This is a genomic window from Neobacillus notoginsengisoli, from assembly GCF_003515685.1.
GTDB lineage: Bacteria > Bacillota > Bacilli > Bacillales > Cytobacillaceae > Bacillus_D > Bacillus_D notoginsengisoli.
The window spans coordinates 367,860-393,965 of record NZ_QWEG01000002.1 but is presented as its reverse complement, the minus strand read 5'-3'; the positions used below and the strand labels follow the sequence as shown (position 1 = coordinate 393,965).

Here is a 26,106-nt window from a genome sequence, read left to right as displayed (position 1 = left end):
GTTTACGGAGTTTTGAAAAGAAAAGAGACGATGTAATGAAATATCTCATTGATTCAGCGAATTACACGGAAATTGACCAGGCACTCAGGGTCGGCGCCGCTGGGGTCACAGCAAATCCTTCTCTCTATCTGAAGGAAAATGTCAGCTTTTATGATTTCTTAAAGGATTATCATGACAAAAATATTTTGCTGACAGCTGAAGTAATTGCGGATGACGACGAGGATTTGGTTCGACAGGCTGAAAAAGTAATTGAGATTTCTAAGGATATTGTCATTAAACTTAATTATTCTGCTGCAAGCCTGAAGTTTGCCAGATTGATGCAAGAAAAAGGGATCAAGACGGCCATTACTTTGGTTTTTGATATTAACCAAGCTATGATGGCGATTAACGCCGGCGCAGATTATTTATTTCTGTTTGTCGCAAGAAACGAGGAAATCGGCGTTGACGGACTGGAGTTGATCCGAAATATTTCTAGGATTGTGGAATCAAAGGGCTATCATACGAAGTTGGTTGCCGCTAGTATTCGAACGAAATATCAGCTTGAGAGCGCAACGCTTTTTGCCGATTATATTGCAGTGCCATACCGGCTGATGGAAGAAACCTTCCACCACCCATTAACTGTTTCGGGCGCGGACCGGTTTGCGGATGACATGAAGAAAGTGCTGGATACGGGGGAGGCGCTTGCCCCTTGAACCCTTACGTTAAAAGCTATTATGAAAAGCTGCAATATTATGAGGAACTGATAATGGAAGATCTGGCGAACCTGGTGGCGGTCCGGTCCGTCTACGACGAAAAATCGGCCGGACCTTCTGCTCCATTCGGTTCAGGTGTTCGCCAAGCTTTTGACCAAATGATCCGGATCATGGAACGGGATGGCTTTTTCCATGAAGACTTTGGTGGGTATGCGCTTCATAGCGAGCTTGGGACAGGTGAAGAAATCGTCGGAATCCTGGCACATCTGGATATTGTTCCCGAAGGAAATATTGAAGACTGGACTTTTGATCCGTTTACATTGACGGATCATGACGGTCACTTGTATGGCAGGGGCGTCAATGATGACAAGGCTCCTCTCCTCGCAGCCTATTACGCGATGAAAATTTTGCGGGATTTGCAGATTCCTCTAAAAAGAAAAATCCGGCTCATCGTGGGAGGTGCCGAAGAAACCACCTGGGAATGTATGGACCATTATTTCCGCTACAACCCCCAGCCTGTAATGGCCTTTTCTCCGGATGGCGATTTTCCGATCGTAAACGGCGAAAAAGGAGTCATCCAGGGGACGATGTCTTTCTATGGCGGCGATGTTCGTACAGACGTGGCAGTCCATACTCTACTGGTTATTAAAAGTGAAAAGCAGTACGGTTTTATATGTGAGTCACTGACGGCAAAATTTTTTAGCCAAAAGCCGGATGAATTGGTTTCACTGCTTCAGGGAGCGGACCAGGTAACGATCTCCGGTAAGGAGGTTACCGCTCTCTATCGAGGAGAAAAAACATTATCCCGAAATCCCCACAAGGGAAAAAATGCTTTCTATAAGTTTGCCAACGATTTCATAGGGGTGGAAGGTCTCAATGAAAACAGCAGCAAGTTTACTAGATTGACGGAAAGTTTTCTTTTGGATGATGTTTTCGGCAAAAAAATCGGATTGTTTTTGGAAGATCCGAAAATGGGCCTATCTACTTTCGGGATTCCTTTTGTGGCCTATGATGGAAACACCTTTGAAATTGCCTTTGATTATCGATTCCCAAAAGGGCAGACCTTTCATTCGGCCTTGGAAACGCTCGAAACTTTCAGTAGCCGAAACAGACTCTCATTATCTATTGAAAAGACGAAAGAGCATCTCTATGTCGATCCGGGTTCCGAGTTGATTGGAGTTTTGAAAAAGGCGTACGAAGAGGTGACTGGCGAAAATGCTCATTGCCTGACAAAAGGCGGCATCTCTTATGCAAGGGCACTCGAAAATGGCGTAGCTTTTGGGCCAACTTTCGAGGGAGACTGCCCAAACACTCATAAGCCAAATGAATGTATCCGTATAGAAACTTTTTATAAAGCAATCATCATCTATTGCGAAGCGCTTCGATTACTGGCGTCATAGAAAAGCAGCATCGCATCGGCCTCCTTTAGATTATGTTCATAGATAAATAATCTATACAAAAAAAGGGTGTATGGTCATGAAAGCTAAAATTCAAGTATTTGCCGGGTCAATGATGATACCAGTTATTCTGCTGGTTGTAGCGGGAATCTTTATAGGGGTGGGAGCTGCTTTTGCCAACATCGAAAATGTAAACGCTTTACATTTGGGCTGGCTGATTAAGGAAGGCAACCTCGTCCATAGCTTCTTTGTGGTAATCAATAGCTTGGGTTTTATGGTTATGAGGTTTTTGCCAGTATTCTTTGCTGTCGGTATTGCCTTTGGGCTGGCGAAGAAGGAAAAAGGCTGGTCCGCGCTGGGAGGACTTGTCCTCTTTCTTGGAATCAACACGGTTATTAACACGATGATGTCCATCAACAATTTAACACCGGATACGACAACGATTGAAGCGTTGATGAAAAACGGCTATTCCGAGCTAGATGCAAAAAATTTCAACTCTTTGTTTGGGCATAACTTGGGGATTTTCAGTTATAATATGGGGATTTTTTCTGGGCTGATTGCGGGTGCAGTGGCGAGTTTCTTCCATAATAGGTATTGTGACAAGCAGTTGCCGAACGCTTTGTCTTTCTTTTCCGGGCCGCGTTATGTTCAAATTCTTAACTTTATCGTTGTTGTGCCTGTCGGAATAATCCTTTATTATGCATGGCCAACGATTGGTCTTGGCCTTGCGGGGCTCAGCCACTTTATTACCGCCAGCGGACTGATCGGTACATTCGTATTTGGTGCATTGGATCGTGCCTTACTGCCAATCGGAATTCACCATCTGATTGCTTTCCCGATTGAATATACATCGGTAGGCGGGACAATGATGGTTGACGGGACTCTTTACGAAGGCGTCCGGAACGTTATGTTGGCCCAGATGGGATCGCCGGAGGAAACAAGTTATATTGTCCGGAACTTTACCACTGGCCGTGTCCTATTCCACTTTGGAGGATTACCTGGTGCCGCATTGGCCATGTACCTGACAGCGAAGAAGGAAAATCGTAAAAAGGTTGCTAGTTTACTAGTTCCCGCCATTCTGACCGCCGTGCTGATCGGGGTGACGGAGCCGATTGAATATACGTTCTTGTTTGTTCAGCCACTGCTTTTTTTCCTAATTCACGTACCATTATCCGGCCTATCCTATGTACTCACGGAAATACTGAATGTCTCAATTATCGGGACGGCCGTCCGGGACATGTTCCCGAACCTGCTTCAGACGGACAAGGTCCATGCCTTATCGCTTCTGTTTTTAATCCCGGCTTACTTTGCGGCCTATTACTTCGCCTTCCGCTGGGCCATATTGAAATTCAATTCAATATCAAAACCCCCGGCCGTGAAGACAGCAAGGATGCACTCAAGCTTTATACGAAAATAGATTATATTACGCAGAAGGAAGCTGCTGTAGCGGATGAGCCTGTGCACAAAGCACAAATTCAAGGGATCATTGATGCTCTGGGCGGCAAAGAAAACATCAACTATATCACCAATTGCGCGACTCGACTGAGAGTTGAAGTAAAAGACGAAAGCCAAGTCGAAGGTGACGAAAAGTGGGTAAACGACCTCGATGCCAAAGGCGTTGTCCGAAGCGGCAAGTCACTGCAAATCATCTATGGAGCACACGTCATCACACTGGCTGCTCAAGTGAAGGATGCGCTTGATATGGAATAGGAGTGGTTTTGAAAACCCCATCTTTAAAAGGATGGGGTTTTTTGATGTTTGAGCCTGTTACTCTTTGGTCGAAAGCCTTTCGGTCAAAATGCATATAAGAGTAGATAAATATGAACCGATACCACATGAAGTTTGCAAAATTATAAACTATCAATAATCCTGTGTGCTTTTTCCATCTTCGCTAAAAACCATTTAACCATTCCGGCTTTTTGGTCATCGGTAGTCAAGAAGTTTAGCAGCGAGGTTTCAAACCAAGCATAAACCTCATCATTTTCAATTTGATAAAAATCGAATTTGTCACCGTTTCCTTCTAAATGTGATTTTACTTTAACTGCAAATTCAAGGTCCTTTCTTCTATAGACCTGAACAAAGAGGACAGGAGGAACTGTTTCTTTGACACTTTCCATTTCGAAGCCAATCATAACTTCAATATCTTCGCCGCTATATGTATTTGTCCAGAGGGAATAGCGGTTTTGGGATGGAAGCTGCTTTAGCCGTTCGTGATCCCGCTGGTACGGTTGGCCAAAAAATTGAATGAAGGACTCCCTGGCCAAATCCAATACTTCGTCCATTTTTGCTAAGACGTCCTGGATCCCTTTCATTACCACAATATCCTCGATACTAAAATCCTTTATACCTCCCATTTCTTCACCTCTTAATAGTTCTAGGAATGCTATGATTATGTCTGTTTGCTCTTGCTTATCCAAAAATTCATAAATTCTTTGCCAGCGAAACTGATAAAACGAACATCCGGTAACTGCCTTTGGATCGTAATTTTTTGTGCAATACCGTAGATATGTCTTTTTTCCTTTATCTCTACTTAAGCGGTCTAACACAGAAACATAACGTTCCAGTTGTCGGTGTCCTTCGCCGCTGGCCACTTTGTTCTCCAAAAAGCAAACCGTATCATTATTTTCAAAAACAAGATCGATGATACAATTTTGATTGGATGGTAGAGAAAATCGGACTTGGGAATTGACTTTAAAATCGGAACCATCAATCAACAAAACATCATTCACAAAACCGTCAAGCAGCAGTTGATCCATCTGTAAAATCCCCACGAATAGCTCAGTCACAAAATCCTCAAGAGGCGTCTTTCCACAACTGTTCTGCTTCTGATAAAGTTGCAGCAATCTTTCAAAAATATTAGCCATTCACTTGTTATCCTTTCTGAGATATGGGGTATAACCACCTGTTTCCATCATATCCCATCTAAGGATTCTGTGAAGTATTTAAAATCACATGTATTACACCCGAAGTGGAGCAGGTATCTGTGTCCCAAGAGGCCTTTCGTGCCGAAGTTCGAATCGTACATTTGAATCAAAAGACGGGCACAGAAGGAAAGAATGCGAAAAAGACAATTCAGAGATTGAGGAGAAAGTGCGGGGCATAAGGCAAAAGGCGTCATGAAAACTAAATGAAGAAGGAACGGAGGATTAAGTTCAGGGGACGGTTCTGGTACATCACTGTAGATGTATCGCCCTGATTCTGGAAGGAATCAAATTGTTTTTTACATGTAGAAGATGGACTTTAGGATGCGGGAGCTTTGGTTTCCATTTTTTTTTGCTTTTAAAAGGTTTTTATTTTGCCAGGAAGGGTTGAATGGTTGGAAAATAAGAGGGGACCTCTCTGAAGCCTACATGAAAAAGCACCCTGTAAAGCGGTATTAAGTGTCTGCTTTACAGGGTGCCTTTATTTAATGAAAAAATTATTCATTGATAAGAGTGTTTAGCGCTACAATAATCATGTCATTGAAGGTTGTCTGCCGCTCATCGGCTGTTGTTTCTTCACCTGTAATAACATGGTCGCTCACTGTCATAATACTTAATACGTCGATGCTGTATTTCGAACCAAGGGTGTAAAGAGCAGCTGTCTCCATATCCACACCTAGTACACCGTAATCAGCCAACTTACGAATCATGGAATCGTCGTCTTCGTAAAATGCATCGCCAGTGAATACATTTCCTACGTGAACTTTCAATCCTTCATTCTGTTTGGATAACCGGTAGGCTCTCTCAAGGAGAGTAAAGCTGGCATTTGGCGCATAATTAATTTGCGGGAAAATGATATTTTGCATTTTGGAGTCATTTGTCGCTGCGATTGCCATGACAACATCCCGGATTTTTACTTCCAGTTTCATTGCCCCGATTGTTCCGACACGGATAATGTTTTTTACACCGTAATCCTTTATTAGCTCTGTGGCATATATGCTCATGGAAGGGGCGCCCATTCCGGATGATTGGACAGAAATTTTATGTCCTTTATATGTTCCGGTATAGCCATACATTCCGCGAACTGTATTATGGCACTCAACATCCTCTAAAAAAGTATCTGCAATATATTTGGCGCGAAGAGGATCTCCTGGCATTAATACTTTTTCAGAAATTTGTCCTTCTTTTGCGTTTAAATGAATACTCATAATCCTTTACCTCCAATAAATTGGTTAGTTAAGCTGCGTTTCCATGTTCTACAGCTGTCTGCTTCTTCAATTGTGCTAATGAATAAATCCAGCTTAAAACCAAGCCCACTGCAAATGTCAGCAATACTCCCAAGCTGTTGCCATCGAAAATTCCTTTGGCAAAAGGAGCGGGGAATAGTGGGTTTGAAGTGAAGAGAAGCCCGACACTCACACTTACAAACCAGATTGTGACATTCCCCTTATTGACAGCAATATTTTTATCACCTGAGATGATATCAGGATCATATCCCTGCTTTTTGCGGAGGATCACATAATCTGCTACGAATACAGCTGTCCAGGCAGCGAGGCCAATACCGACAACCCCTAAAAACATTTGGAATGAGCCTAGGAAGTCACCATTTATGAATAATACATAAGTTGGCAGCACTATCATGATGGCACCATGGAAAATAATCGATGCTCGATCTGAAAGCTTAATATTTGTAGCTTCCAAAGCATTTCGTCCGGAACGAAGTGAAATAACCGCCGGTGGAATAATTCCGCCAAGTGCTGTAATGAAGTATGGAATGACCATCCATTTCGGCATTTGTGAAGCCAATGCAGCAATTGGATCGGCTGAGCTAATTAGTTCAGGATTCGTTGCATTCATTAAAATTCCTAGGAACATAATGACAAAGAGCGGAAAAGATGATGCAATCGTCGTTGTCCAGAAAATCGATTTATTCGAAGATTGAGGGCTTTGGTAACAGGAATAATCACTCGCACACATAGCCCAGCTAAGTGCAGAACCGGCAATGATGATGGAAATCGCGGGCAATACGCCTCCTGCCCAATCTCCATTCGGCATATTCATAAGGGCCGACCAGTCTGTTTGCGGAACTAAAATAGCCAAAATTACGACTGTCATTGCACCGAAAATATAGGTGAAGATTGTTTGAGCTTTTACGAGAGTTTCTTGGTTTACTAGTGATAAAGCCATAATTGCAATCGCTAGGCCAATAAGGCCGATCACTTGTACTGTCGTTGTTACTTCAAAACCAAGTGCTGTTACGATGGCATTAATGGAGAAAATACCTGTCGGAACGTTACCGACACTCAGCCAGCCAATCAAACAAATCCAGGCCAATACAGCTGGTATCAGGTTTCCTTTTGATCCAAAAGGGGCCCTGGATAATACAAATGTCGGAGCTTTTCCGAGCTTGCCTGGCAAACTAAGATATCCGATCAGAGCAAACGATGCAGCCCCCAGGAATGCAGCAATAACGGATTGAATGAAGTTAAGGCCATAGCTTACGATAATCCCGCCGTAGACTAATCCCATAATACCGATGTTCAATGCAAACCAAATCCAAAACAATTGCTTAGGTTGTCCAACTCTTTCACTTTCTGGAATTAAATCAGGGTGTTTTTGGCTCATTCCGTTTTCCTCTTTCTATTGTTAGTAAATTTTTTGGGAGTTTCCGTTAGATTACTAGTCCAATCACTATTTGAATGCCTTTACTTTTATTTGCGCAAATTGCTGAGGTATATAAAATTTACTAAACATGATTGGTGAATTCGCATTGCTGTAAAGGCTTTCCATGAGCAAAAAGCAATTTTTCCGGCCTAAAAGACTATCTTTTCGACTCGCTATATTGACAGTCTGTGTATACTTTATTTCGATATCTCCCTGAATCGCATCTTTGTACGCCTGGTTTTCGAGATAATCAAGCAGGAGCTCATTATTATCCAGGTCCAAGCCCAACTCTTCTGCGGTTTCCAAGGATAGAAAGGTAAAAGCATAGCCGACTAAATCTTTTTCTTTATAATAAAAACGGTCAATCGCTGCTACCTTGGATGAATCTCTTTTTAATACTTGTTTTGTATATTCTGTATCGGGGTCCCAATAGGATTGTATGTCGACCCGGTCAAACGAGCTTATATGGCACTTATGCATCGGGTTCGTTAATTTTTCCAATCGAATCTCACTTGGTTCATTGTGTAAAGAGTCAATGACAAAGTTGCCCTTTCCATGTATATTTCTTATCAATCCGTCATCCTGTAAAAGTGCCAAAGCCTGCCTTAAAGTTGCCCGACTGACCCCGAGGCTTTTCGCTAAATCCGGTTCTGAAGGAAGCCTTGTGTCAACAGGGAATTCCCCTTTCGAAATTAGGAGAAGAAGTTCATCATAAACATTTACATAGAGCGGCCTTTTCAATTTATTGGATTTATTTTTATTCATCCGTCCAGTCTCCTTTGGAAACAGGTATTTTAGAATATATTTATTAAATATAGGACTGTTGGCTTGTTTGAACAATCATAGACAAATAAGCCCTTCTTCTTGTCAAAACTCCTATCACATTCGTGTAGTTTAAGAGTAGTAGACATGTCTATTTTTTATACAAGTTAAAATTAGCACATCAATTTTTAAAATGCAAGCCCTTCCAAAAAAATATTATTGTATAACTTCTCAAGAAGTACCCGTTGGCTGTCACGTCCGATTTGCTTGTTACGCGGAGTGATAGTTCCTCGAGTGAGGCAGGGGACGGTTCTACTGCTTCATTCGGGTGTCGAATGAAGCGCTGGAACCGTCCCCTGCTTCAATGTCGCAAAGTGTTCATTTTTTTACTGCTTACATAGGCAGGGACGGGGAAAGTTAAAAATATAATCTACAATTACCGGGGGAAAATAAGATGATACGCGAACTGGAAAAGCTGAGGTAAGTTCTGTTATATTCATGCGAGATTATTTGCAGTTTTTCTTTGAGGGAGAGCGGGGGAGAGGTATGCTTACCGCCTATGTCATGCCGCAGCTGTTTGTGACTGGACGGAGGTTTGACAGCGATGTTCCCGGCTACCCTGGATTCGTTATGCTCATTGATTAGCCGAAAGGTGAAACGGTCCGAAATGGAGGAGTGGAAAATCAGGCTGGTTTTCGATAATGATGACTGGCTTGAAATTCCTCTGCATGAAGCTGATGAAAATGGAATCGAAGCGGCGATGCTGCGTTTCGATCATGAGATTTTGATATGGTAGGAGAGGAGGGCCTGCCACTTCTTCTGACAGTAACACCCACTTATAGGTAAATAAAGTGGGTGTTTACATTTAGAATCGGTTTGTATTTATGTTATCCAAGGAAGGATAAGGACGGTGTTGGTCATCGGTTAAGGCATCCAGGTGTCTTCATGATTTGATTTACGACTAAAATGGCAGATCATCATCATCTATCTTTTTTTCATCCTCATCTTCCTCTTCATCATCTTCTTCGTCAAAAAAGAAGTCCTCGTCATCTTCGTCCCATAGGGCGTCCATGTGTGAGTTGGCGATGATTTCTTCTAATTCCTTAAGATCTTTCTCTAGGACTTTTTTCATTTCCGAGTATTTGCTGGAGATGCTGCCTGCTGAAATCCCGTACAGAGCGGCCAGATCTTTTTGAGAAACTGGGCTTGGATCCGGAGTGAGCGATGTAATCATGTAGAAAAGCGCTGCCTCGTAAATGGAAGGGTTGGAAATCTTCGGCTTCGCCGCTTCACAATAGCTGAACCAGAGTGTAATCCCAAGCTTGACAAACACACTAGGTAATTCCAATTCTTCCATCATTTCCCGGAAGTTCTCTGCTATTTCGCGATGTTTTTCCGAATGCCACTCTAAATCCTCAATAGGATCAATGTCGGGTATGTCGAGAGAAATAAAGGTATCGAGCACCACAAGGAACTCTTCCCTCATGAACTCCTTCGGGTCGCTGAACCCGCTCTCGTTATACCAATCAAGAACCTCCTCTTCCACTTCCTCAGCCTTGGAGGCAGGCAGATTGTAAAAGGTCCCCAGAAACACCGCTGGTTCTGAAAGAAGCACCGTTGCGAGGATGAGGTCCCCTTCTTCCGGCTGATCCTCTGTGTCGAGCAGTTTTATCTGCGAGCTTTCTTTTGCAAAAATGTCCTCAACTGTCAGGAACTTTCCGTTGTCCAAGCTGGTTATCCGAAACACGCAAGGGAAGCTGTTCCTCCATCCCTGGACAATTTCTCTCGTCCGGGGCCTGGTGATCGTTTGCGAATGAGCATCCAGGTATTCATCCAGCACCGTTTTCCCGTTCTTATAAAGGCATGTGGTAAACCAAGTCAGCGCGTAAAAACCTACTAAATCATACGCATCTTCCGGAACAGGATAATTATCAAGATGTTCTTCCACATAATCCTCAATTTCATTCTCATATCGATCCGCAGTATATCGTAAAATATCCCCCTGAATTTCGAACAATTCACTATCGATCATCTGATCAAATGAAACTGCATCATTTTTTCCGCAACACTTCTTGTATTTTTTTCCGCTTCCACACGGACATGCATCGTTTCTGCCAACCATAAAATCTCACCTCGACTAAATTCTATATAGTAACTCTAGAATACCACAAGCCTGCAACCAGCCGCGCTTTTCAAAACCAGTGATGCAGGGGGACGGTTCCAGCGCTTCTTTCGGGTGTCGAATGAAGCACTGGAACCGTCCCCTGCTTCATATGGGGATTTTTACCCAAAATAACTTTCTCTGAGGGCTGGAGACATGCGACAAATGAATCTGTTTGAATATTCCGTCAACTATTATAATAGAGGTGAACAACAAGGCTTGGCTCCACAGCTATTCTTAAAGGGAGGGAAGGAAATGAATCGATACGTCCGTGTTATTCCGTTCCAGGTGGTCGAAACAACAGAAAGCGTAAACGAAGTTCCATCAGGTGTAGAATTAATTCAGGCTCCTAAAATCTGGGGCGAAACGAAGGGAAAAGGCATAACAGTTGCTGTGCTGGATACAGGCTGTGACATAGACCATCCCGACCTCAAGGATCGGATCATCGGGGGCAGGAATTTCACTTCCGATGATGGAGGAGACCCCGGCATCTTTAAAGATTACAACGGCCATGGCACCCATGTCGCAGGCACAATTGCTGCTGGAGAGAATAAATTTGGAGTCATCGGTATGGCGCCTGAAGCCAATCTGTTGATCATAAAGGTTCTGGGCCGGAACGGTTCTGGGAAATATGATTGGATTATAGATGGAATTCATTATGCCGTGGAACAGAAAGTGGACATTATTTCAATGTCCCTCGGGGGTCCGAATGATGTGCCTGAGCTACATGAAGCCATCAGGAACGCAGTGCGTAATAATATACTCGTCGTCTGCGCCGCCGGAAATGAAGGGGATGGAAAAGACGACACGAATGAATTCGCCTATCCTGGCTGCTATAACGAAGTCGTCAGCGTGGGTTCCATCAATCTGGAAAGAAGGTCCTCGGATTTTTCGAATTCCAATAATGAAATAGATCTGGTGGCTCCCGGGGAAAACATCATGTCCACTTATCTGGATGGCAAATATGCAGCCCTATCTGGAACATCCATGGCTGCTCCGCATGTGTCTGGAGCACTGGCGCTGATTAAGGTTCTTGCAGTTAGAAGCTTTGATAGAAAGCTATCGGAGTCGGAGCTCTTCGCACAGCTAATTAAACGAACAGTCCCGCTCGGCCACTCACCGCGGCTTGAAGGAAACGGGCTCGTCTATTTAACCGTGCCGGATCATTTATCCAGGATTTTTGATCATGAATTCCAGGCAACATTATTGAAGGCATTATGAGTCATTTAAAGCTTTCTGACGATATTCAAAACCTTTTGCAAAATAGAGCGGACCAGCCTTACTATGATGAGTACACAGACCAGCAAGCCAAGATTGAGTATTATAAAGACATTGATTTATCGGATTTAAAGAACAGTGCTCAACACATCATTGAAAGTACACACAAGAACCGGCCAACGTATGCACCCCACCGCTATGTCTACCCATGGGTGGATTTACAGGAAAACGGCGAGCTCAAGAGCCTTTATTCTGGAAGAAGAATGGATGTTTCGGAGACGATTGTCCACGACATGATGCTGCTGGAACGTCTGGAAAAAAATGAACCGGGTGCCATGTCCGGAAATCAACTGTTTAATTGTGAGCATGTCGTCCCGCAATCCTGGTTTGATGAGCAAGAACCAATGCGTGGGGATCTCCACCACCTTTTTGCCTGCGAGCCTTCATGCAACAGGATGAGAAGCAACTTTCCGTACCATGATTTCGTTTCATACGAGCCTCAAGTCTCCATACAGCATATCCGGGAAGGATGCGGAATGACGGAAGAACAAAAGTTCGAGCCAGAGTATGGAAAAGGCATCGTTTCCAGAGCGACGATGTATTTCATTCTTAGATATAAAAATGTGGACATCCATGACAAAGTAAACCTGCCGCTTTTACTGGTATGGCACAGCCGATATCCAGTCACGACCTATGAAAAGCACAGAAATGCGGCTATATTTTAAATTCAAGGGAACAGGAATCCGTTTATCGATTATCCTGAATGGGCAGAAATGCTGATATAAAATAATTTCAGAATCAAAAAGGTGCTGGTCAATTGGCCAGCACCTTTATTTATTTAATCGGGGGGTCAGTCACTCCTCGGTTTTTCTTGTTTCATAGATTGAGGCAGGGGACGGTTCCAGCGCTTCATTCGGGTGTCGAATGAAGCAGTAGAACCGTCCCCGTGCTTCCCGGAAGGGGTTGGGGAAAAGATGATTCTCTCTGGTTGTTTTTGATTGGTTTTGAATGAAAGTGATTGATTTTTGAAATCGATTTCATTATAATGGAGGTAGTTTAGGAAGAGGGTGACGGTTTATGTTGACGCCTGAGAGGCATCGGGTGATTTTGCAGATGATTAAGGAGAAGCCTCATGTGAAGCTGCAGGAGTTTGTGGATGCAACGGGGGCTTCGGAGTCGACGATCCGGAGGGACTTGACGCAGCTTGAGGAGAAGAAATTCCTGAAGAGGGTCCACGGGGGAGCGGAACGGCTGCAGAGGAAGTTGCTGGAGCCGAGCATGGCCGAGAAATCTTCCAAAAACCTTCATGAAAAAGTCATGATTGCCAAGTATGCGGCAAGCCTTGTGGAAGAAGGGGACAGCATTTATCTGGATGCCGGCTCCACTGTAAGGGAAATGATTCAATTTTTGCCCGAAAAAGACATCGTTGTCGTGACGAATGGTCTCATGCATATTCAGCTTTTGTTGGAAAAAGGAATAGAGTGTTATCTCATTGGCGGATACGTCAAACAGAAAACGAATGCGATCATTGGCAGAGGCGCGATTGAGAGCCTGGAGCAGTATCGTTTTGACAAGTGCTTCCTAGGTGTGAATGGCGTTCATCATCACTATGGGTACACGACTCCTGACCAGGAAGAGGCGATGGTGAAGCAAAAGGCGCTCAGCTTGGCGGCGGAGGCATTCATTTTGGCTGACAGCTCGAAGTTTTCGGAAGTTTCTTTTGCCAAAATTGCAGGCCTGGATGCGGCCACTATTCTTACAAATCAACTTGATGAAGAACTTCATATACAGTACAACAGTAAAACAGACATAAAGGTCGTGACATCATGATTTATACATTGACGTTGAACCCCTCGATCGACTATATCGTGGCGCTTGACAAGGTTGAGCTTGGGGCTTTGAACCGAACGAAAAAGGAAGCGAAAATACCAGGCGGAAAAGGGATTAACGTTTCTCTTCTGCTTCGGTCGATGGGGGTAGACTCGATCGCAACCGGCTTTATCGGGGGCTTTACAGGCCGATTTGTAAAGGATGCGCTTGAAGCAAAGGGAGTCAAGACTTCTTTTATTGAAGTGGACGGGGAAACGAGAATCAACGTGAAGATGAAAGCCGAAGAAGAGACAGAAATCAATGGGCAGGGTCCGGCGATTTCCGCTGACGACCTGGACGTTCTGAAGGGCAAAATCGCCGAGCTTCGATCGGGTGACACCTTGGTGCTCGCCGGAAGCATCCCGAGCAGAATGGATAAAAACATTTATAAAGAACTGATCCGGATTTGCAGCGAAAACGGTACAGAGGTTGTCGTGGATGCGGAGGGAGACCTCTTGAAGACGGTTCTCCCTTACCGGCCATTTTTGATAAAGCCGAACCATCACGAGCTTGGCCAGTTTTTCGGGGTTGACATTCATATGCCGGATGAGGCCCTTCCTTTTGCAAAAAAGCTTGTGGAACTGGGGGCGAAAAATGTCATTGTGTCGTTGGCGGGCGAAGGCGCTGTTTTCGTGAATGAAACGATGGCGCTTTCGGCAACTGTGCCAAAGGGCGAAGTAAGGAGTTCGATTGGCGCCGGGGATTCGATGGTTGCTGGATTCCTCGCCAAATACTTGGAAACGGGCAGTGAAAAGGAAGCGTTCCGATACAGCGTGGCTGCCGGAAGCGCGACTGCCTTCTCGATTGGACTTGGGACGAAGGAAAAGACGGAGGAGCTTTTGGAAGAGGTGGAAGTGACGGAGAGGTAGGGTGGCTGTCATTCTTCTTTTCACAGGTTGGTTGGAAACGGAATTTTGCATAGAGAGACATGTAAGCTTATTTTGAGGAGGGAAACAGATGAAAATCACGGAGCTGCTTACGAAGGAAACGATTCTCCTATCGGTTGGGGGAACGAAGAAAGTAGATGCCATCGATAGCCTGGTCGGAATTCTGTACGAAGCTGGAAAGATTGACAGCAAGGAAGCCTTTAAAGAAGCGATTTTGAAAAGGGAAGCCCAAAGCACGACTGGGGTAGGCGATGGGATTGCCATCCCGCACGCAAAAACAAAATCAGTGAAACAGCCAGCAATCGCGTTCGGTAAATCGGAAGCTGGGGTTGACTTTGAATCATTGGACGGGCAGCTGGCCCACTTGTTCTTCATGATTGCCGCCCCAGAAGGAGCGAACAATACCCATCTCGAAGCACTTGCGAGGCTATCCGGGATGCTGATGCGGCCGGAAGTTAGGGAAAAGCTGATGGCGGCTTCTTCAAAGGAAGAGGTCTTGGAGGTCATCAACGCCTATGACCAGGATGATGAGGAAGAACAGGCAGCAGAGTCGACGGGGGCGGCTGGCGAAAGGCCGTTTGTTGTCGCCGTGACTGCGTGCCCGACTGGAATCGCCCATACGTATATGGCCGCGGATGCCCTAAAGGCAAAGGCTTCTGAACTCGGTGTCGACATTAAAGTCGAAACGAATGGCTCGGGCGGGGCGAAAAATGTCCTGACTGCGGACGATATTAGAAAGGCGACCGCTGTCATTGTTGCCGCTGATACGAAGGTTGAAATGGAGCGCTTCTCCGGTAAGCCGTTGATTCAGGCGGCGGTAGCTGAAGGGATCCGGAAACCGAAGGAATTGATCGAAAGGGCGGTCAAAAAGGACGCTCCAATCTATAAGGGTAGCGGAGTATCCGCGAGTGGTGCAGGTGGCCGGGATTATAAGCCGAAGTCGATTGGCGCAACAATTTATAAGCATTTGATGAACGGTGTTTCCAATATGCTTCCATTTGTTGTTGGCGGCGGGATTTTGATTGCGCTGTCCTTCCTGTTCGGCTATAACGCATTTGATCCGAATGATCCTTCTTTCCATCCGATAGCAAAAGCATTGATGGATATTGGCGGCGGTGGCGGAGCGTTCAGCCTGCTCGTACCGATTCTTGTCGGTTTTATTGCGATGAGCATTGCGGACAGACCTGGTTTTGCGCCGGGGGCGGTAGCAGGGGTGCTTGCCAATGTTGGAGGGGCCGGATTCCTTGGCGGCCTTGTTGCCGGTTTCCTTGCTGGATATATTGTCATTGGATTGAAAAAGCTGTTTGCTACTCTTCCTCGGTCACTTGAAGGGGTCAAGACCATCCTTCTGTATCCTTTATTCGGAATCGGATTGACTGGATTTTTGATGATTTACCTTGTGAATAAACCGGTGGGTGCGTTGAATCAGGGAATCACAGAGTGGCTGTCAGGCATTGGGACCGGAAACGCAGTTTTACTAGGTGTGGTTGTCGGTTTGATGATGGCATTCGATATGGGCGGGCCTGTCAATAAAGCAGCCTACCTGTTCGGAACAGGTCTCATCACAAACGGCGTATACGAGCCAATGGCCGCAATCATGGCGGCCGGAATGGTTCCGCCGCTCGGCATCGCGATCGCGACAACTCTTTTCAAAAATAAGTTCACCACCGAAGAAAGAGATGCTGGAAAAGCAAACTATATTATGGGGCTTTCCTTCATTACGGAAGGCGCCATCCCGTTCGCCGCAGCAGATCCTCTAAGGGTCATTCCATCCATCATGGCAGGGGCCGCCGTCGCGGGCGCACTCTCCATGGCATTCCACATCGGGCTAAGAGCACCGCACGGCGGAATTTTTGTCACGCCGCTCGTGGAAGGGAATTGGGTTCTGTACCTATTCGCCATCATAGCGGGAGCACTGGTGACAGCGGTGTTGTTGGGGGTATTGAAAAAGAGAGTGGTAGAGTAGGAGATTGGAAGTGGGGAGTGCCTGTCACACCCCGCTTTTTCTTATTTCACAGATTAATTGTTCCACAAGTGAGGCAGGGGACGGTTCCAGTGCTTTATTCGGGTGTCGAATGAAGCAGTAGAACCGTCCCTTTGCTTCCCTGATTAGTGTTTTGGAAATGTTTTAAAATATTCCAATAATTTTCCTCGAGATATATTATAATAGTTTTAAATGGGTTGCTTACTTTTCAGGGGAGGAACGATGATGGCTTTGGAACCTGTGTCAATGGACTTTTCGAGTGATATACTGGCTGCTCTCGATCAAGCGTTTAGTATATCGGTAACAGATTCAAATGGAGTGATTGTTTACGTTAATGATGCTTTTTGTGAATTAGTCAGATACCCAAAGGAAGGGCTGGTTGGAAAAGGGTATGATTGGCTGGATTCGGGTTATCATTCCGAAAGGTTTCTTCAGGGAATCCTTGAAAAGATTCGTTCTGGATTCCCTTGGGTAGGGAACATGCGAATTAAAGCCAAAGATGGCAGCTTCTATTGGATGCATACCAAAATTGTCCCGCAACTCGGTATGGACGGAAAACCCGAGAAGTACATCTGCATCAGTGAGGATATAACGAAACAAAAACAAGTTGAGGAAAATCTGATCATCACCTCAAAATCGTTAAGTTCAATAGCATCGGCACTCAATGAGTCCTCAATTATCGTCATTACGGATACTCAAGGGAAAATAACCTATGCGAATGATAATTTCTGTGAAGCGTCCAAATATAGCAAGGACGAGCTGGTGGGTATAGACCAAAGTCTCCTGAATTCAGGCTTCCATCCCCAATCCTTTTTCAACAAGATCTGGGATCAAATTGGCCAGGGTGGGGTATGGAAGGGGGAGATTCTCAAGAAGGCCAAAGATGAAACCTTCTACTGGATTTACGCAACGATCATTCCGTTCATGTCTGCCGACGGGAAAATTAAAAGCTATGTGGAAATCGGCCATGATATTACCACTAAGAAGAAAACAGAGGAGATGCTTGTCAGGGCAGAAAAGTTGTCGGTCATTGGGGAATTGGCGGCTGGGGTAGCGCATGAAATCCGCAATCCACTCACTTCGCTCCGTGGGTTCGCCAGGCTTCTAAAAGAAGACGAGACAGCCAGCCGAGAAATGTATCTGAGCATTATCATTGATGAAATTGAAAGAATCAACCATATCGTCAATGACTTTATGGTGCTGGCTAAGCCCTATGTAGTTGAATTCAAAGAAAAGAAACTGGTCCCCATTCTCAAGCATGCCATTTCCTTGCTGGAATCGGAATGCAATCTGAAAAATGTCCGAATTGATTTGGCCTATGGGAAGGGACTTGATGCAGTTTCGGTTTTAGGCGATGAACACCAGTTGAAACAGGTGTTTATCAATCTGATTAAAAATGGGATTGAAGCAATGCCAAAAGGCGGAGATCTTCGTGTTTCGTTGTCTGCCGACGGAGGCAATGTTTTTGTCGACATCAAAGACAACGGTCTTGGCATGTCCGAGGAAATGCTGAACCGAATCGGAGAGCCGTTCTATTCCACAAAAGAACAGGGAACCGGTCTTGGGCTCATGGTCAGCTTTACCATTGTCCAGAACCATAAAGGAAACATCGAGGTAAGTAGTGAAGTGGGGAAAGGGACCAATTTCAGGGTGGAATTACCGAGGTTAGAGGAATGAGGCAGGGGACGGTTCCAGTGCTTCATTCGGGTGTCGAATGAAGCAGCAGAACCGTCCCCTTGCTTCGTTTTATGCTGAGGTGGTTGTTTCCTCTATCTCTTGAAGTTCTTTGTGGAGGACTTTTTTCATGTCCCTGAACTTGCTTGAGATGCTGCCGGCAGAGACTTCAAAGGCTTCAGCGAGTTGCTTTTGCGAAATTGTACCTCCAGTTGGAATCTGTGACAGAATCAAATAAATGAGTGCGGCTGTATAGATTTGAGGGTTTCGAATGATCGGGTTTGCCTTATCACTGTAATGGAACCAAAGTTTTAGGCCAAGGTTTACGAACTCCTTTGAACCATCTATTTCCCCTATGTATTCCTGGTATTCTTCCGCCACTTCACGGTGTTTTTCCGAAGCCCATTCCCAACCGTCCAGAAGGGTGACTGGTTCTGGGAACATAAAGCGATCAAGGGCGACCAGGAATGAATCTCTCATAAAGGCCTTAGGATTTCCATTTCCGGTTTCTTTATATAATGCGAGAACCGCTCTTTCAACTTCTTTTGCAAAGTTGGCTGGAATGTTAAAGAAGGTTCCGAAAAATAACTTTGGATCGGAAAGAAGGACCGTTGCGATTATGAGATCCCCTTGTTCCGGTAAATAGTCCTGATCAAGTAATTTTACCTGTGATGTTTCTTTTGTGAAAATATCTTCAACTGTTAGGAATTTGCCATTCTCCAATTCGACCATACGGAAGACAGATGGGTAACTGTTTCTCCAAGCTTCGGCCAATCCTTTGACCTTTGGCCTGGAAATTGTTTTGGCAAAAGAGTCGAGGTACTCATCGAGGACTGTTTTCCCGTTTTTGACAACGGATGTGGCAAACCAAGTTAGTGCGCAAAATTCAAACACCTCAGATGCCTCGTCCGGAACCGAGAAGTTATCGTAATGCTCCTTTAAATATTCTTTTATTTCGGATTCATAGTTATTCCATGTGTATCTTATCATATCGGCTTGGAGCTCCCGCAATTCCCCGTCTAGCACCTGTTCTAATTGCACAACCGACCCCTTGCTGCAGCATTTCTTGTACTTCTTGCCGCTCCCGCAAGGGCATTTATCATTACGGCCTATCGTTGACACTATTTGCTCATCCTTTCACTTACTTTTTCAACTAATCTATCATAGCACAAAGCAAATAAAGGCGGGACAGTTAAAGGCTGGCAAACCGGTGGAGTGCTTGTCACTCCCTGGTTTTTCAGTGAAAACACCGTTGAGGTTGTCACGCAAAATCTGGCTGAGTGACAACAATCAGTCAAAACCCGTTTAAGTTGTCACACAAGGTCCGGATGAGTGACAATAATCAGTCAAAACCCGTTTTGGTTGTCACGCAAAGTCCGGATGAGTGACAATAATCAGTCAAAACCCGTTTTGGTTGTCACGCAAAGACCGGATGAGTGACAACAATCAGTCAAAACCGGTTGAGGTTGTCACGCAAAGACCGGATGAGTGACAACAATCAGTCAAAACCGGTTGAGGTTGTCACGCAAAGTCCGGATGAGTGACAACAATTAGGAGAAATCCGTTTTTGTTGTCACGCAAAGTCCGGATGAGTGACAACAATTAGGAGAAATCCGTTTTTGTTGTCACGCAAAATCCGAATGAGTGACAACGATCCGGAAAAATCTGGTTTGGTTGTCACGCAAGATCCGGATGAGTGACAACAATCAGGAAAAATCCAGTTTTGTTGTCACGCAAGGCTCGGATGAGTGACAACGAACAAGGAAAATCCTGTTATGTTGTCACGCAAAGCCCGGATGAGTGACAACAAACAGTCAAAACCCGTTGAGGTTGTCACGGAAAGTCCGGATGAGTGACAACAAACGGTCAAACCCGGTTGAGGTTGTCACGATGCATGGGGACGGTTCTCATGGTTTGATGGGGCGCTTTGCTTGGATGCGGGAGCTTTGGCTTCCGTGTTTTTTTGCTTTTAAAAGGTTTTTATTTTGCGAGGAGGGGTTGGAATCATGAGTGCAACGGAGTTATATGTGCTGCCTCTAAATGCAAAAGTGAAATTTGGGGTTGCTATATTTGTAAATAAAATTTAGAATATTATAATTAGTCACAATAGAAGCAATTGCCTCTCCGGCAGCTTCCAGAAAATGAGAAGAGGTGAGGTAGGTTGGCCCAAACGTTTTTTAACTATATTAATGGCGAGTGGGTGGCAGCTCGATCTGGGGAAGTGTATGCGAGTATTAATCCGGCGAACACGGAAGAAGTGCTGGGGTATTTCCAAAAGTCTGATCAACGTGATGTAGAGGTGGCGATTTCGGTTGCGGAACAGGCGTTTAAGACTTGGTCACAGGTTGCGGTCCCAGCGCGGGGGGACGTCTTGTTCAAGTTAATTTATTTGCTGGAAGAGCAACGAGAAGAATTGGCGGCGATTATTACAAAAGAAGTTGGGAAGACGTATAAAAATTCTTTAGCGGAAGTGAGCATCACGATTGATGCGATGAAGCAATTCAGTGGAGAAGCGACCCGGTTAAAGGGAGAAACGGTTCCTTCTAAGAATGCTGATATTTTTGCCTATACCGTGAGGGAACCGCTCGGCGTCGTTGGGGTGATTGCTCCGTATAACTTCCCGCTCGGAATTGGGATATGGAAGATTGCCCCTGCCATTGTTGCCGGGAATACGGTGATCTTTAAGCCGGCGAGCAACACATCGCTGATCAGTGTGAAAATCATCGAGTTGTTTGAAAAAGCGGGTGTGCCAAATGGTGTTGTGAATATGGTGACAGGCCCTGGCGGTGTGATTGGCAGCACGATCGGTGGGCACCCGAAAGTCAAAGCGGTTTCGTTTACGGGTTCAACGGATGTTGGCTTGGCGTTGGGAAGAGCAGTGTCGGTCCGCGGCGGAAAAATGCAGGCTGAAATGGGTGGAAAGAACGCCTCGGTTATCCTTGAGGATGCTGATTTAGAGGAGGCGATTCGAAATGTTGTCATTAGCGGATTTTTTGATAATGGCCAACGGTGCACAGGGACGAGCCGTTTGATTGTGCCGAGAAGCATTTCGAAAGAAGTTATTGCTAGATTGGTAGAAGCTGCGAATACTTTACATATTACGGATGGCTTTGATGAAAAGGCGGACAATGGCCCTGTGATTGATGAAAGCCAATTGAATCTTTATTTAAAACATATCGATCTGGCTGTGGCGGAGGGGGCGGTGCTTGAATGCGGTGGGAAGAGACTGACTGATCAAGGCCGGGACAAGGGCTATTTTGTCGCTCCGACTGTATTTAGCGGTGTTACCCGTGAGATGTCGATATTCAAAGAGGAAATTTTTGCGCCGGTAATCGCGGTGATCGAAGTCGATTCGTATGAGGAAGCGTTAGACGTCGCGAATGATAGTGACTTTGGCTTGTCTTCTACGATTTATACAAAGGACCTGGAGAAGGCGATGCATTTTGTGAAACACATTCAAACAGGTGTGACACACGTGAATATTCCTTCGAATTATTTTGAAAACCAATATCCGTTTGGCGGCAAAAAAGCATCGAGCCTCGGTCCGAGGGAGCAAGGTTCAACAGCTCTTGAGTTTTGGACGGAGTATAAGACGGTTTATATTAAGGCGTAACGTGAACCGTCCATCAATGGTAGCTTGTTCAAAAGAAATAATTGTGTTAGGTGAGTGTTGATTGGATTGGAAGGCGCGTAGACTCCTGCGGGAGAAAAGGTCAGTGGGAGACCCCACAGGCGCTTGCGCCGAGGAGGCTCCAAGACCGCCCGCGGAAAGCGAAGCGCCTGGAGCAGAAATCAACGGACCTGTTAAAACAGCCAAATTAATGAGGGGCGGAGGGGGCGTATGACCAAGGTTGGTGTGATTGGCTGCGGGCTAATGGGAAGCGGGATCGCAAAGAATTTACTGAAACATCATTATCAGGTGCTTGTGTATGATATCAATCCGGATGCCGTGTTGAAATTGGCTGCTCTTGGTGCGATTTCTTGTACAAGCCCTGGAGAAATGGCTAGCGAGGTTGATTATTTGATCCTTTCGCTTGCCTCGCCGGATGTGATTCGGGAGACTCTTTTGCATGATGAAAAAGGGGTTCTTTATAAGATGAAAAAAGGGTCTTTCATCTTGGACATGAGTACGAATGACGTGGTTTTGACAAGGGAAATCCACGGGATTGCTGCGTCGATGGGCGTTTCCTTTTTCGACTGTCCGCTGAGCGGAGGCCCACAAGGAGCGGCGAACGGGACGTTAACGATTATGGTTGGTGGAAATGAAGAGGATTATCCGAGCATTTTCCCGGTTTTGCAGGCGGTTGGCAAGCATATTGAATATGTCGGAAAGAGCGGAGCGGGACAAACCGTCAAGCTTTGCCACAATATGGTGGTGGCCGGGGTCATTTCGTTATTAAGTGAAGCGTTTCTGACTGGGGAAAGGTCGGGAGTTAGTAAGGAAAAACTGGCCGGGATTTTGCAAAAAGGGTCTGGGCAGACGCGGGCGATGGATGTATTCGGCGTTAATATGTTGGATGAATCGTTTGATGATGTGAAGTTCTCGCTTGCCAATATGGCGAAGGATGTCCACTTGTATCATCAATTGGCGGAAGATTCAGGTATTGCAACATTTGTCAGTGATAAGACCCATCAGCTTTTCCAGTTGGGCAGGAACAAAGGGATGGGTCAGCAGGATTCGTCGGCGGTTTATCGGGTTTTGAGAGAGATGATGGAGTAATAAGGAGGGGTTATTTTGCAAAAGTTATTTGAAAAATTGGATGGAATCTATGAAGAGATTGTTTCGATTCGCCGGTATTTGCATGAATATCCGGAGTTATCTTTCGAGGAAGTCAAAACAGCGGAATACATTGCGAATGTTCATCGCGAGTTAGGCCACGAAGTTAGGACCGGTGTTGGCGGTAATGGCGTGGTTGCGTATTTGAAGGGAGACCGTCCGGGGCCAACCGTCGCATTGCGGGCAGATTTCGATGCGTTGCCGATTTTGGAGCAGACAGATTTGCCGTTCAAGTCCAGGAATGATGGGGTGATGCATGCGTGCGGCCATGATGGCCATACGGCGACATTGCTCGGACTAGCTAAGGTTTTGAACGGGATGAAGTCGGAATTGGATGGGACGGTTGTCTTTATCCATCAGCATGCGGAGGAATTGCCTCCAGGCGGGGCGATTTCGATGATTGAGGATGGCTGTCTCGATGGCGTCGATGTGATTTTCGGTACGCATTTACAGGCGCAGCTGCCTCTTGGTGAAATCGGCTATCGGGTTGGCGCGATTCAAGCCGCTCCCGATCGGTTTGATATTAAAATCCAAGGGCGGGGCGGACATGGCGCGTATCCACATCAAACGGTTGATAGCATCGTCGTTGGCGGCCAACTCATTAACAATCTCCAGCAAATTGTCAGCCGGAAGGTGGATCCTTTAGACTCCGCGGTAGTGTCGGTCACTTCCTTCGTGGCAAAAAATCCGTACAATGTCATTGCGGATACGGCTGAAATGATTGGAACGGTCCGGACCTTTAAGGAAGAGACTCGTACGTTTATCGAAAAGGAAATGGAAAGAGTCGTCCGCGGAACGTGTGAAGTGAATGGCGCTGACTTTGAGTTTACGTATTCTCGCGGATATCCAACGCTGATCAATCACAAGGAAGAAACAGAATTTGTTGCTCGGTTGGCGGAAAACGTGCCTGGCGTGGAGAAGGTTGCGGAAACCGAACCGGTCATGGGTGGGGAGGATTATGCGTACTATCTCCAGCATGTCAAAGGGACTTTCTTCTTCACAGGTGCGGAGAACCCTGAGTGGAAGGATTCCTACCCGCATCATCATCCTAAATTCGATATTGACGAGCGTGCGCTGTTGATTGCGGCGAAGGTACTTGGAAAGGCAACACTGAAATATATGAGAGTTCATGCGAAAGAAGCAGTTGGGTGATTTGGTTTTTGAAGGCTGTGTAAGGGGATCTTGCTGTTTTGAATAGTGTTGATTCAAGCGCAAATGAACATCCTTCTTTAACAAAGCTTTTTGAAATAGTTTGAAATGTCAAAAGGGGGAAGAGAAAAATGAGTGAAAATGCAACGAATCTATGGAAGGATTGGCGCTTGCATCTTACTGTACTAGCCATTGTGATTGTGGCTGAACTGATTGGAACGCATCGGATTCCAGTTGGAGCAGGGGTTATTTTGTTATTGCCGATGCTGTATGCGGTCATCATCGGGATTGCCGTTTATTTTACGCCAGTTGTGTCAAAAAAGCAGTCTGAAAACGCTGAAACGCTCGTGTTTATTACGCTCACTCTATTAATCGCAAAATTCGGCGTTCAAGCAGGCCCTGCTTTGCCATTGCTCATTGAAGCTGGCCCGGCACTCATTCTCCAGGAGATTGGAAACCTCGGCACCATTTTTCTTGCCTTGCCGGTAGCCATTTTGCTAGGGCTGAAGCGGGAGGCGGTCGGGATGACGCACTCGATTGGCCGTGAACCAAACCTGGCGCTGATTACGGATAAATACGGCCTTTCTTCACCGGAAGGACGCGGCGTGATGGCGATTTATATTTTCGGTACAGTTTTCGGATCGATTTTCTTAGGACTTATTTCAGGATTTTTAGCGACAGCCACGCCTCTTCACCCGTATTCTTTTGCAATGGCATCTGGTGTGGGTAGCGGCAGTATGGCGGCTGCATCGCTAGGGCCGCTAGTAGCGAATTTTCCGGACATGGCCGACGAAATTACTGCCTTTTCCGGGGCTAGTAATCTCTTAACGTCTGTCACTGGATTATATGCGAGTATTTTAATCGGTCTGCCGCTAACCGAAAAAATGTATAATCTTCTATCAAGAATGAGAAGTAAAAAAGAAGTTCAAGCGAACACAAAGGGGGCGTAATGACCAATGTTAAAAAGTATCCAAGAATGGCTCTTATTATTTACGATTGTTTCTTTATTGATTCTTTTAGGAAATTGGATTGGTTATGAAGTGATGCCCCTTGCCGCGCTTCCGGGGTTGCTTGTGCTAGTAGGACTCAGCTTGATTGGGCTGGTTATTCATAAAGCCCTTCCGTTTAAAAAGATTCCGAGTATCGCCTATATCGGAATTCTCGGGTTCATTATCACCATTCCGGGTATGCCGTTTCAGGAGAATATTGTGGAGTGGACAGGACAAGTCAATTTGTTAGCGATCGCAACGCCTATCTTAGCCTATGCGGGTATCTCCATTGGCCGCTCATGGGCAGACTTCGCGAAGCTTGGTTGGAAAACGATTATTATTGGGATGTGCGTATTGCTGGGGACGTACCTTGGGTCTGCGATTATTGCGGAGATTATTTTGCGGTTTCAAGGGGTTATCTAAGGAAACAAGGGGCTTGACCCGCATGGCTGCTGAGGTAGTCATGCGGTTTTTTGTGGTTTGGGAATTAATAAATTTTTGACTTTTGGTGATGAGGAGTGGTTGAGGTGACAGGCAGGGCCCGTTTAAGTGAAAGTTAGCATCTGAGATTCGCTTGCAGGGTCACTCAAAGAGCGGATGAGTGACAGTTAGCGGCCGGAATCCGGTTGAAGTGTCATGCAAGTCCGGGATGAGTGACAACGAACAAGGAAAATCCGGTTTTGTTGTCACGCAAGGCACCGATGAGTGACAACAATTAGGAAAAATCCGTTTTGGTTGTCACGCAAGACTTAGATGAGTGACAACGAACAAGGAAAATCCGGTTTTGTTGTCACGCAAAGCCCGGATGAGTGACAACAATCAGTCAAAACCGGTTGAGGTTGTCACGTAAGTCCCGGATGAGTGACAACGAACAAGGAAAATCCGGTTTTGTTGTCACGCAAGGCACCGATGAGTGACAACAATTAGGAAAAATCCGTTTTGGTTGTCACGCAAGATCCAGA

The 26,106-nt window shown here is 45.5% G+C and carries 23 protein-coding genes; 17 read left to right on the top strand and 6 right to left on the bottom strand.

All coding sequences use genetic code 11. The annotated features are described in order from the left end of the window. Positions 1–35: 35 nt before the first annotated feature. From D1B31_RS04480 to D1B31_RS24825, 4 genes are all read left to right on the top strand, one after another. Entirely contained in the window at positions 36–692 is a 657-nt protein-coding gene (locus D1B31_RS04480) for a transaldolase family protein (RefSeq protein ID WP_118919535.1), read from the top strand. Beyond that, positions 689–2,092 (top strand): Sapep family Mn(2+)-dependent dipeptidase, encoded by a 1,404-nt coding sequence (locus tag D1B31_RS04475; protein WP_118919534.1) that lies wholly within the window; start codon positions 689–691, stop codon positions 2,090–2,092. Before D1B31_RS04480 ends, D1B31_RS04475 begins: the two co-directional genes overlap by 4 nt. A gap of 76 nt (positions 2,093–2,168) precedes the next feature. Further along, positions 2,169–3,506: a PTS transporter subunit EIIC gene (locus D1B31_RS04470; RefSeq protein ID WP_240035161.1), complete on the top strand. Its 1,338-nt coding sequence runs from the start codon at positions 2,169–2,171 to the stop codon at positions 3,504–3,506. Next, positions 3,422–3,799 carry a PTS sugar transporter subunit IIB gene (locus tag D1B31_RS24825; RefSeq protein WP_338036449.1) on the top strand — a complete coding sequence of 126 codons (378 nt, stop codon included), beginning with the start codon at positions 3,422–3,424 and terminating at the stop codon, positions 3,797–3,799. The genes D1B31_RS04470 and D1B31_RS24825 overlap by 85 nt, the downstream gene beginning before the upstream one ends. A 140-nt stretch (positions 3,800–3,939) precedes the next feature. Here the strand turns inward: D1B31_RS24825 and D1B31_RS04465 are convergent, their stop codons facing one another. From D1B31_RS04465 to D1B31_RS04450, 4 genes are all read right to left on the bottom strand, one after another. Then, complete coding sequence (locus D1B31_RS04465) at positions 3,940–4,953, bottom strand: PD-(D/E)XK nuclease family protein (RefSeq protein ID WP_118919533.1); 1,014 nt, start codon at positions 4,951–4,953, stop codon at positions 3,940–3,942. Between the two features lie 554 nt (positions 4,954–5,507). After that, positions 5,508–6,218, bottom strand: a complete 711-nt coding sequence (gene deoD, locus D1B31_RS04460; RefSeq protein ID WP_118919532.1) for a purine-nucleoside phosphorylase — start codon at positions 6,216–6,218, stop codon at positions 5,508–5,510. 28 nt (positions 6,219–6,246) lie between these two features. After that, a complete protein-coding gene (locus tag D1B31_RS04455; RefSeq protein ID WP_118919531.1) occupies positions 6,247–7,635 on the bottom strand; it encodes a purine-cytosine permease family protein in 1,389 nt (462 codons plus the stop codon). 66 nt (positions 7,636–7,701) lie between these two features. Then, on the bottom strand, positions 7,702–8,439 hold the full coding sequence (locus tag D1B31_RS04450) for a GntR family transcriptional regulator (RefSeq protein WP_118919530.1): 738 nt from the start codon (positions 8,437–8,439) through the stop codon (positions 7,702–7,704). A gap of 495 nt (positions 8,440–8,934) precedes the next feature. Between D1B31_RS04450 and D1B31_RS24080 the strand changes: the two genes are divergently transcribed. Both D1B31_RS24080 and D1B31_RS24075 read left to right on the top strand, forming a co-directional pair. Further along, positions 8,935–9,081 (top strand): hypothetical protein, encoded by a 147-nt coding sequence (locus D1B31_RS24080; protein WP_158587451.1) that lies wholly within the window; start codon positions 8,935–8,937, stop codon positions 9,079–9,081. Beyond that, positions 9,074–9,232 carry a hypothetical protein gene (locus D1B31_RS24075; protein WP_158587450.1) on the top strand — a complete coding sequence of 53 codons (159 nt, stop codon included), beginning with the start codon at positions 9,074–9,076 and terminating at the stop codon, positions 9,230–9,232. The genes D1B31_RS24080 and D1B31_RS24075 overlap by 8 nt, the downstream gene beginning before the upstream one ends. 165 nt (positions 9,233–9,397) lie before the next feature. On the opposite strand, the gene D1B31_RS24070 is transcribed toward D1B31_RS24075, so the two are convergent. Then, a complete protein-coding gene (locus tag D1B31_RS24070; RefSeq protein WP_158587449.1) occupies positions 9,398–10,558 on the bottom strand; it encodes an SEC-C metal-binding domain-containing protein in 1,161 nt (386 codons plus the stop codon). A 294-nt stretch (positions 10,559–10,852) separates the two neighbouring features. Here D1B31_RS24070 and D1B31_RS04440 point away from each other — a divergent pair, with 294 nt between their 5' ends. From D1B31_RS04440 to D1B31_RS04415, 6 genes are all read left to right on the top strand, one after another. After that, the gene (locus tag D1B31_RS04440; RefSeq protein WP_118919593.1) at positions 10,853–11,818 is read left to right on the top strand and encodes a S8 family peptidase; all 966 of its coding nucleotides are present in this window, start codon (positions 10,853–10,855) and stop codon (positions 11,816–11,818) included. Then, on the top strand, positions 11,815–12,540 hold the full coding sequence (locus tag D1B31_RS04435; RefSeq protein ID WP_118919529.1) for an endonuclease: 726 nt from the start codon (positions 11,815–11,817) through the stop codon (positions 12,538–12,540). Before D1B31_RS04440 ends, D1B31_RS04435 begins: the two co-directional genes overlap by 4 nt. A 352-nt stretch (positions 12,541–12,892) precedes the next feature. After that, the gene (locus D1B31_RS04430; RefSeq protein WP_118919528.1) at positions 12,893–13,645 is read left to right on the top strand and encodes a DeoR/GlpR family DNA-binding transcription regulator; all 753 of its coding nucleotides are present in this window, start codon (positions 12,893–12,895) and stop codon (positions 13,643–13,645) included. Continuing rightward, complete coding sequence (gene pfkB, locus D1B31_RS04425; protein ID WP_118919527.1) at positions 13,642–14,553, top strand: 1-phosphofructokinase; 912 nt, start codon at positions 13,642–13,644, stop codon at positions 14,551–14,553. The genes D1B31_RS04430 and pfkB overlap by 4 nt, the downstream gene beginning before the upstream one ends. 88 nt (positions 14,554–14,641) lie before the next feature. Continuing rightward, entirely contained in the window at positions 14,642–16,537 is a 1,896-nt protein-coding gene (locus D1B31_RS04420) for a PTS fructose transporter subunit IIABC (protein WP_118919526.1), read from the top strand. A 240-nt stretch (positions 16,538–16,777) separates the two neighbouring features. Next, entirely contained in the window at positions 16,778–18,232 is a 1,455-nt protein-coding gene (locus tag D1B31_RS04415; protein ID WP_158587448.1) for a PAS domain-containing protein, read from the top strand. Positions 18,233–18,301: 69 nt separating this feature from the next. Here the strand turns inward: D1B31_RS04415 and D1B31_RS04410 are convergent, their stop codons facing one another. After that, positions 18,302–19,351: a YecA family protein gene (locus D1B31_RS04410; protein WP_158587447.1), complete on the bottom strand. Its 1,050-nt coding sequence runs from the start codon at positions 19,349–19,351 to the stop codon at positions 18,302–18,304. A gap of 1,039 nt (positions 19,352–20,390) precedes the next feature. Between D1B31_RS04410 and D1B31_RS04405 the strand changes: the two genes are divergently transcribed. From D1B31_RS04405 to D1B31_RS04385, 5 genes are all read left to right on the top strand, one after another. Further along, positions 20,391–21,842 (top strand): aldehyde dehydrogenase family protein, encoded by a 1,452-nt coding sequence (locus D1B31_RS04405; protein WP_118919523.1) that lies wholly within the window; start codon positions 20,391–20,393, stop codon positions 21,840–21,842. Positions 21,843–22,070: 228 nt separating this feature from the next. Then, entirely contained in the window at positions 22,071–22,949 is an 879-nt protein-coding gene (locus D1B31_RS04400) for an NAD(P)-dependent oxidoreductase (RefSeq protein WP_118919522.1), read from the top strand. A 15-nt stretch (positions 22,950–22,964) separates the two neighbouring features. Next, positions 22,965–24,158, top strand: coding sequence for a M20 family metallopeptidase (locus tag D1B31_RS04395; protein ID WP_118919521.1), 1,194 nt, complete (start codon positions 22,965–22,967; stop codon positions 24,156–24,158). A 128-nt stretch (positions 24,159–24,286) separates the two neighbouring features. Continuing rightward, on the top strand, positions 24,287–25,105 hold the full coding sequence (locus D1B31_RS04390) for a DUF3100 domain-containing protein (protein ID WP_118919520.1): 819 nt from the start codon (positions 24,287–24,289) through the stop codon (positions 25,103–25,105). Positions 25,106–25,111: 6 nt separating this feature from the next. After that, positions 25,112–25,567, top strand: coding sequence for a hypothetical protein (locus D1B31_RS04385; protein WP_118919519.1), 456 nt, complete (start codon positions 25,112–25,114; stop codon positions 25,565–25,567). The last annotated feature ends 539 nt before the right edge of the window (positions 25,568–26,106 follow it).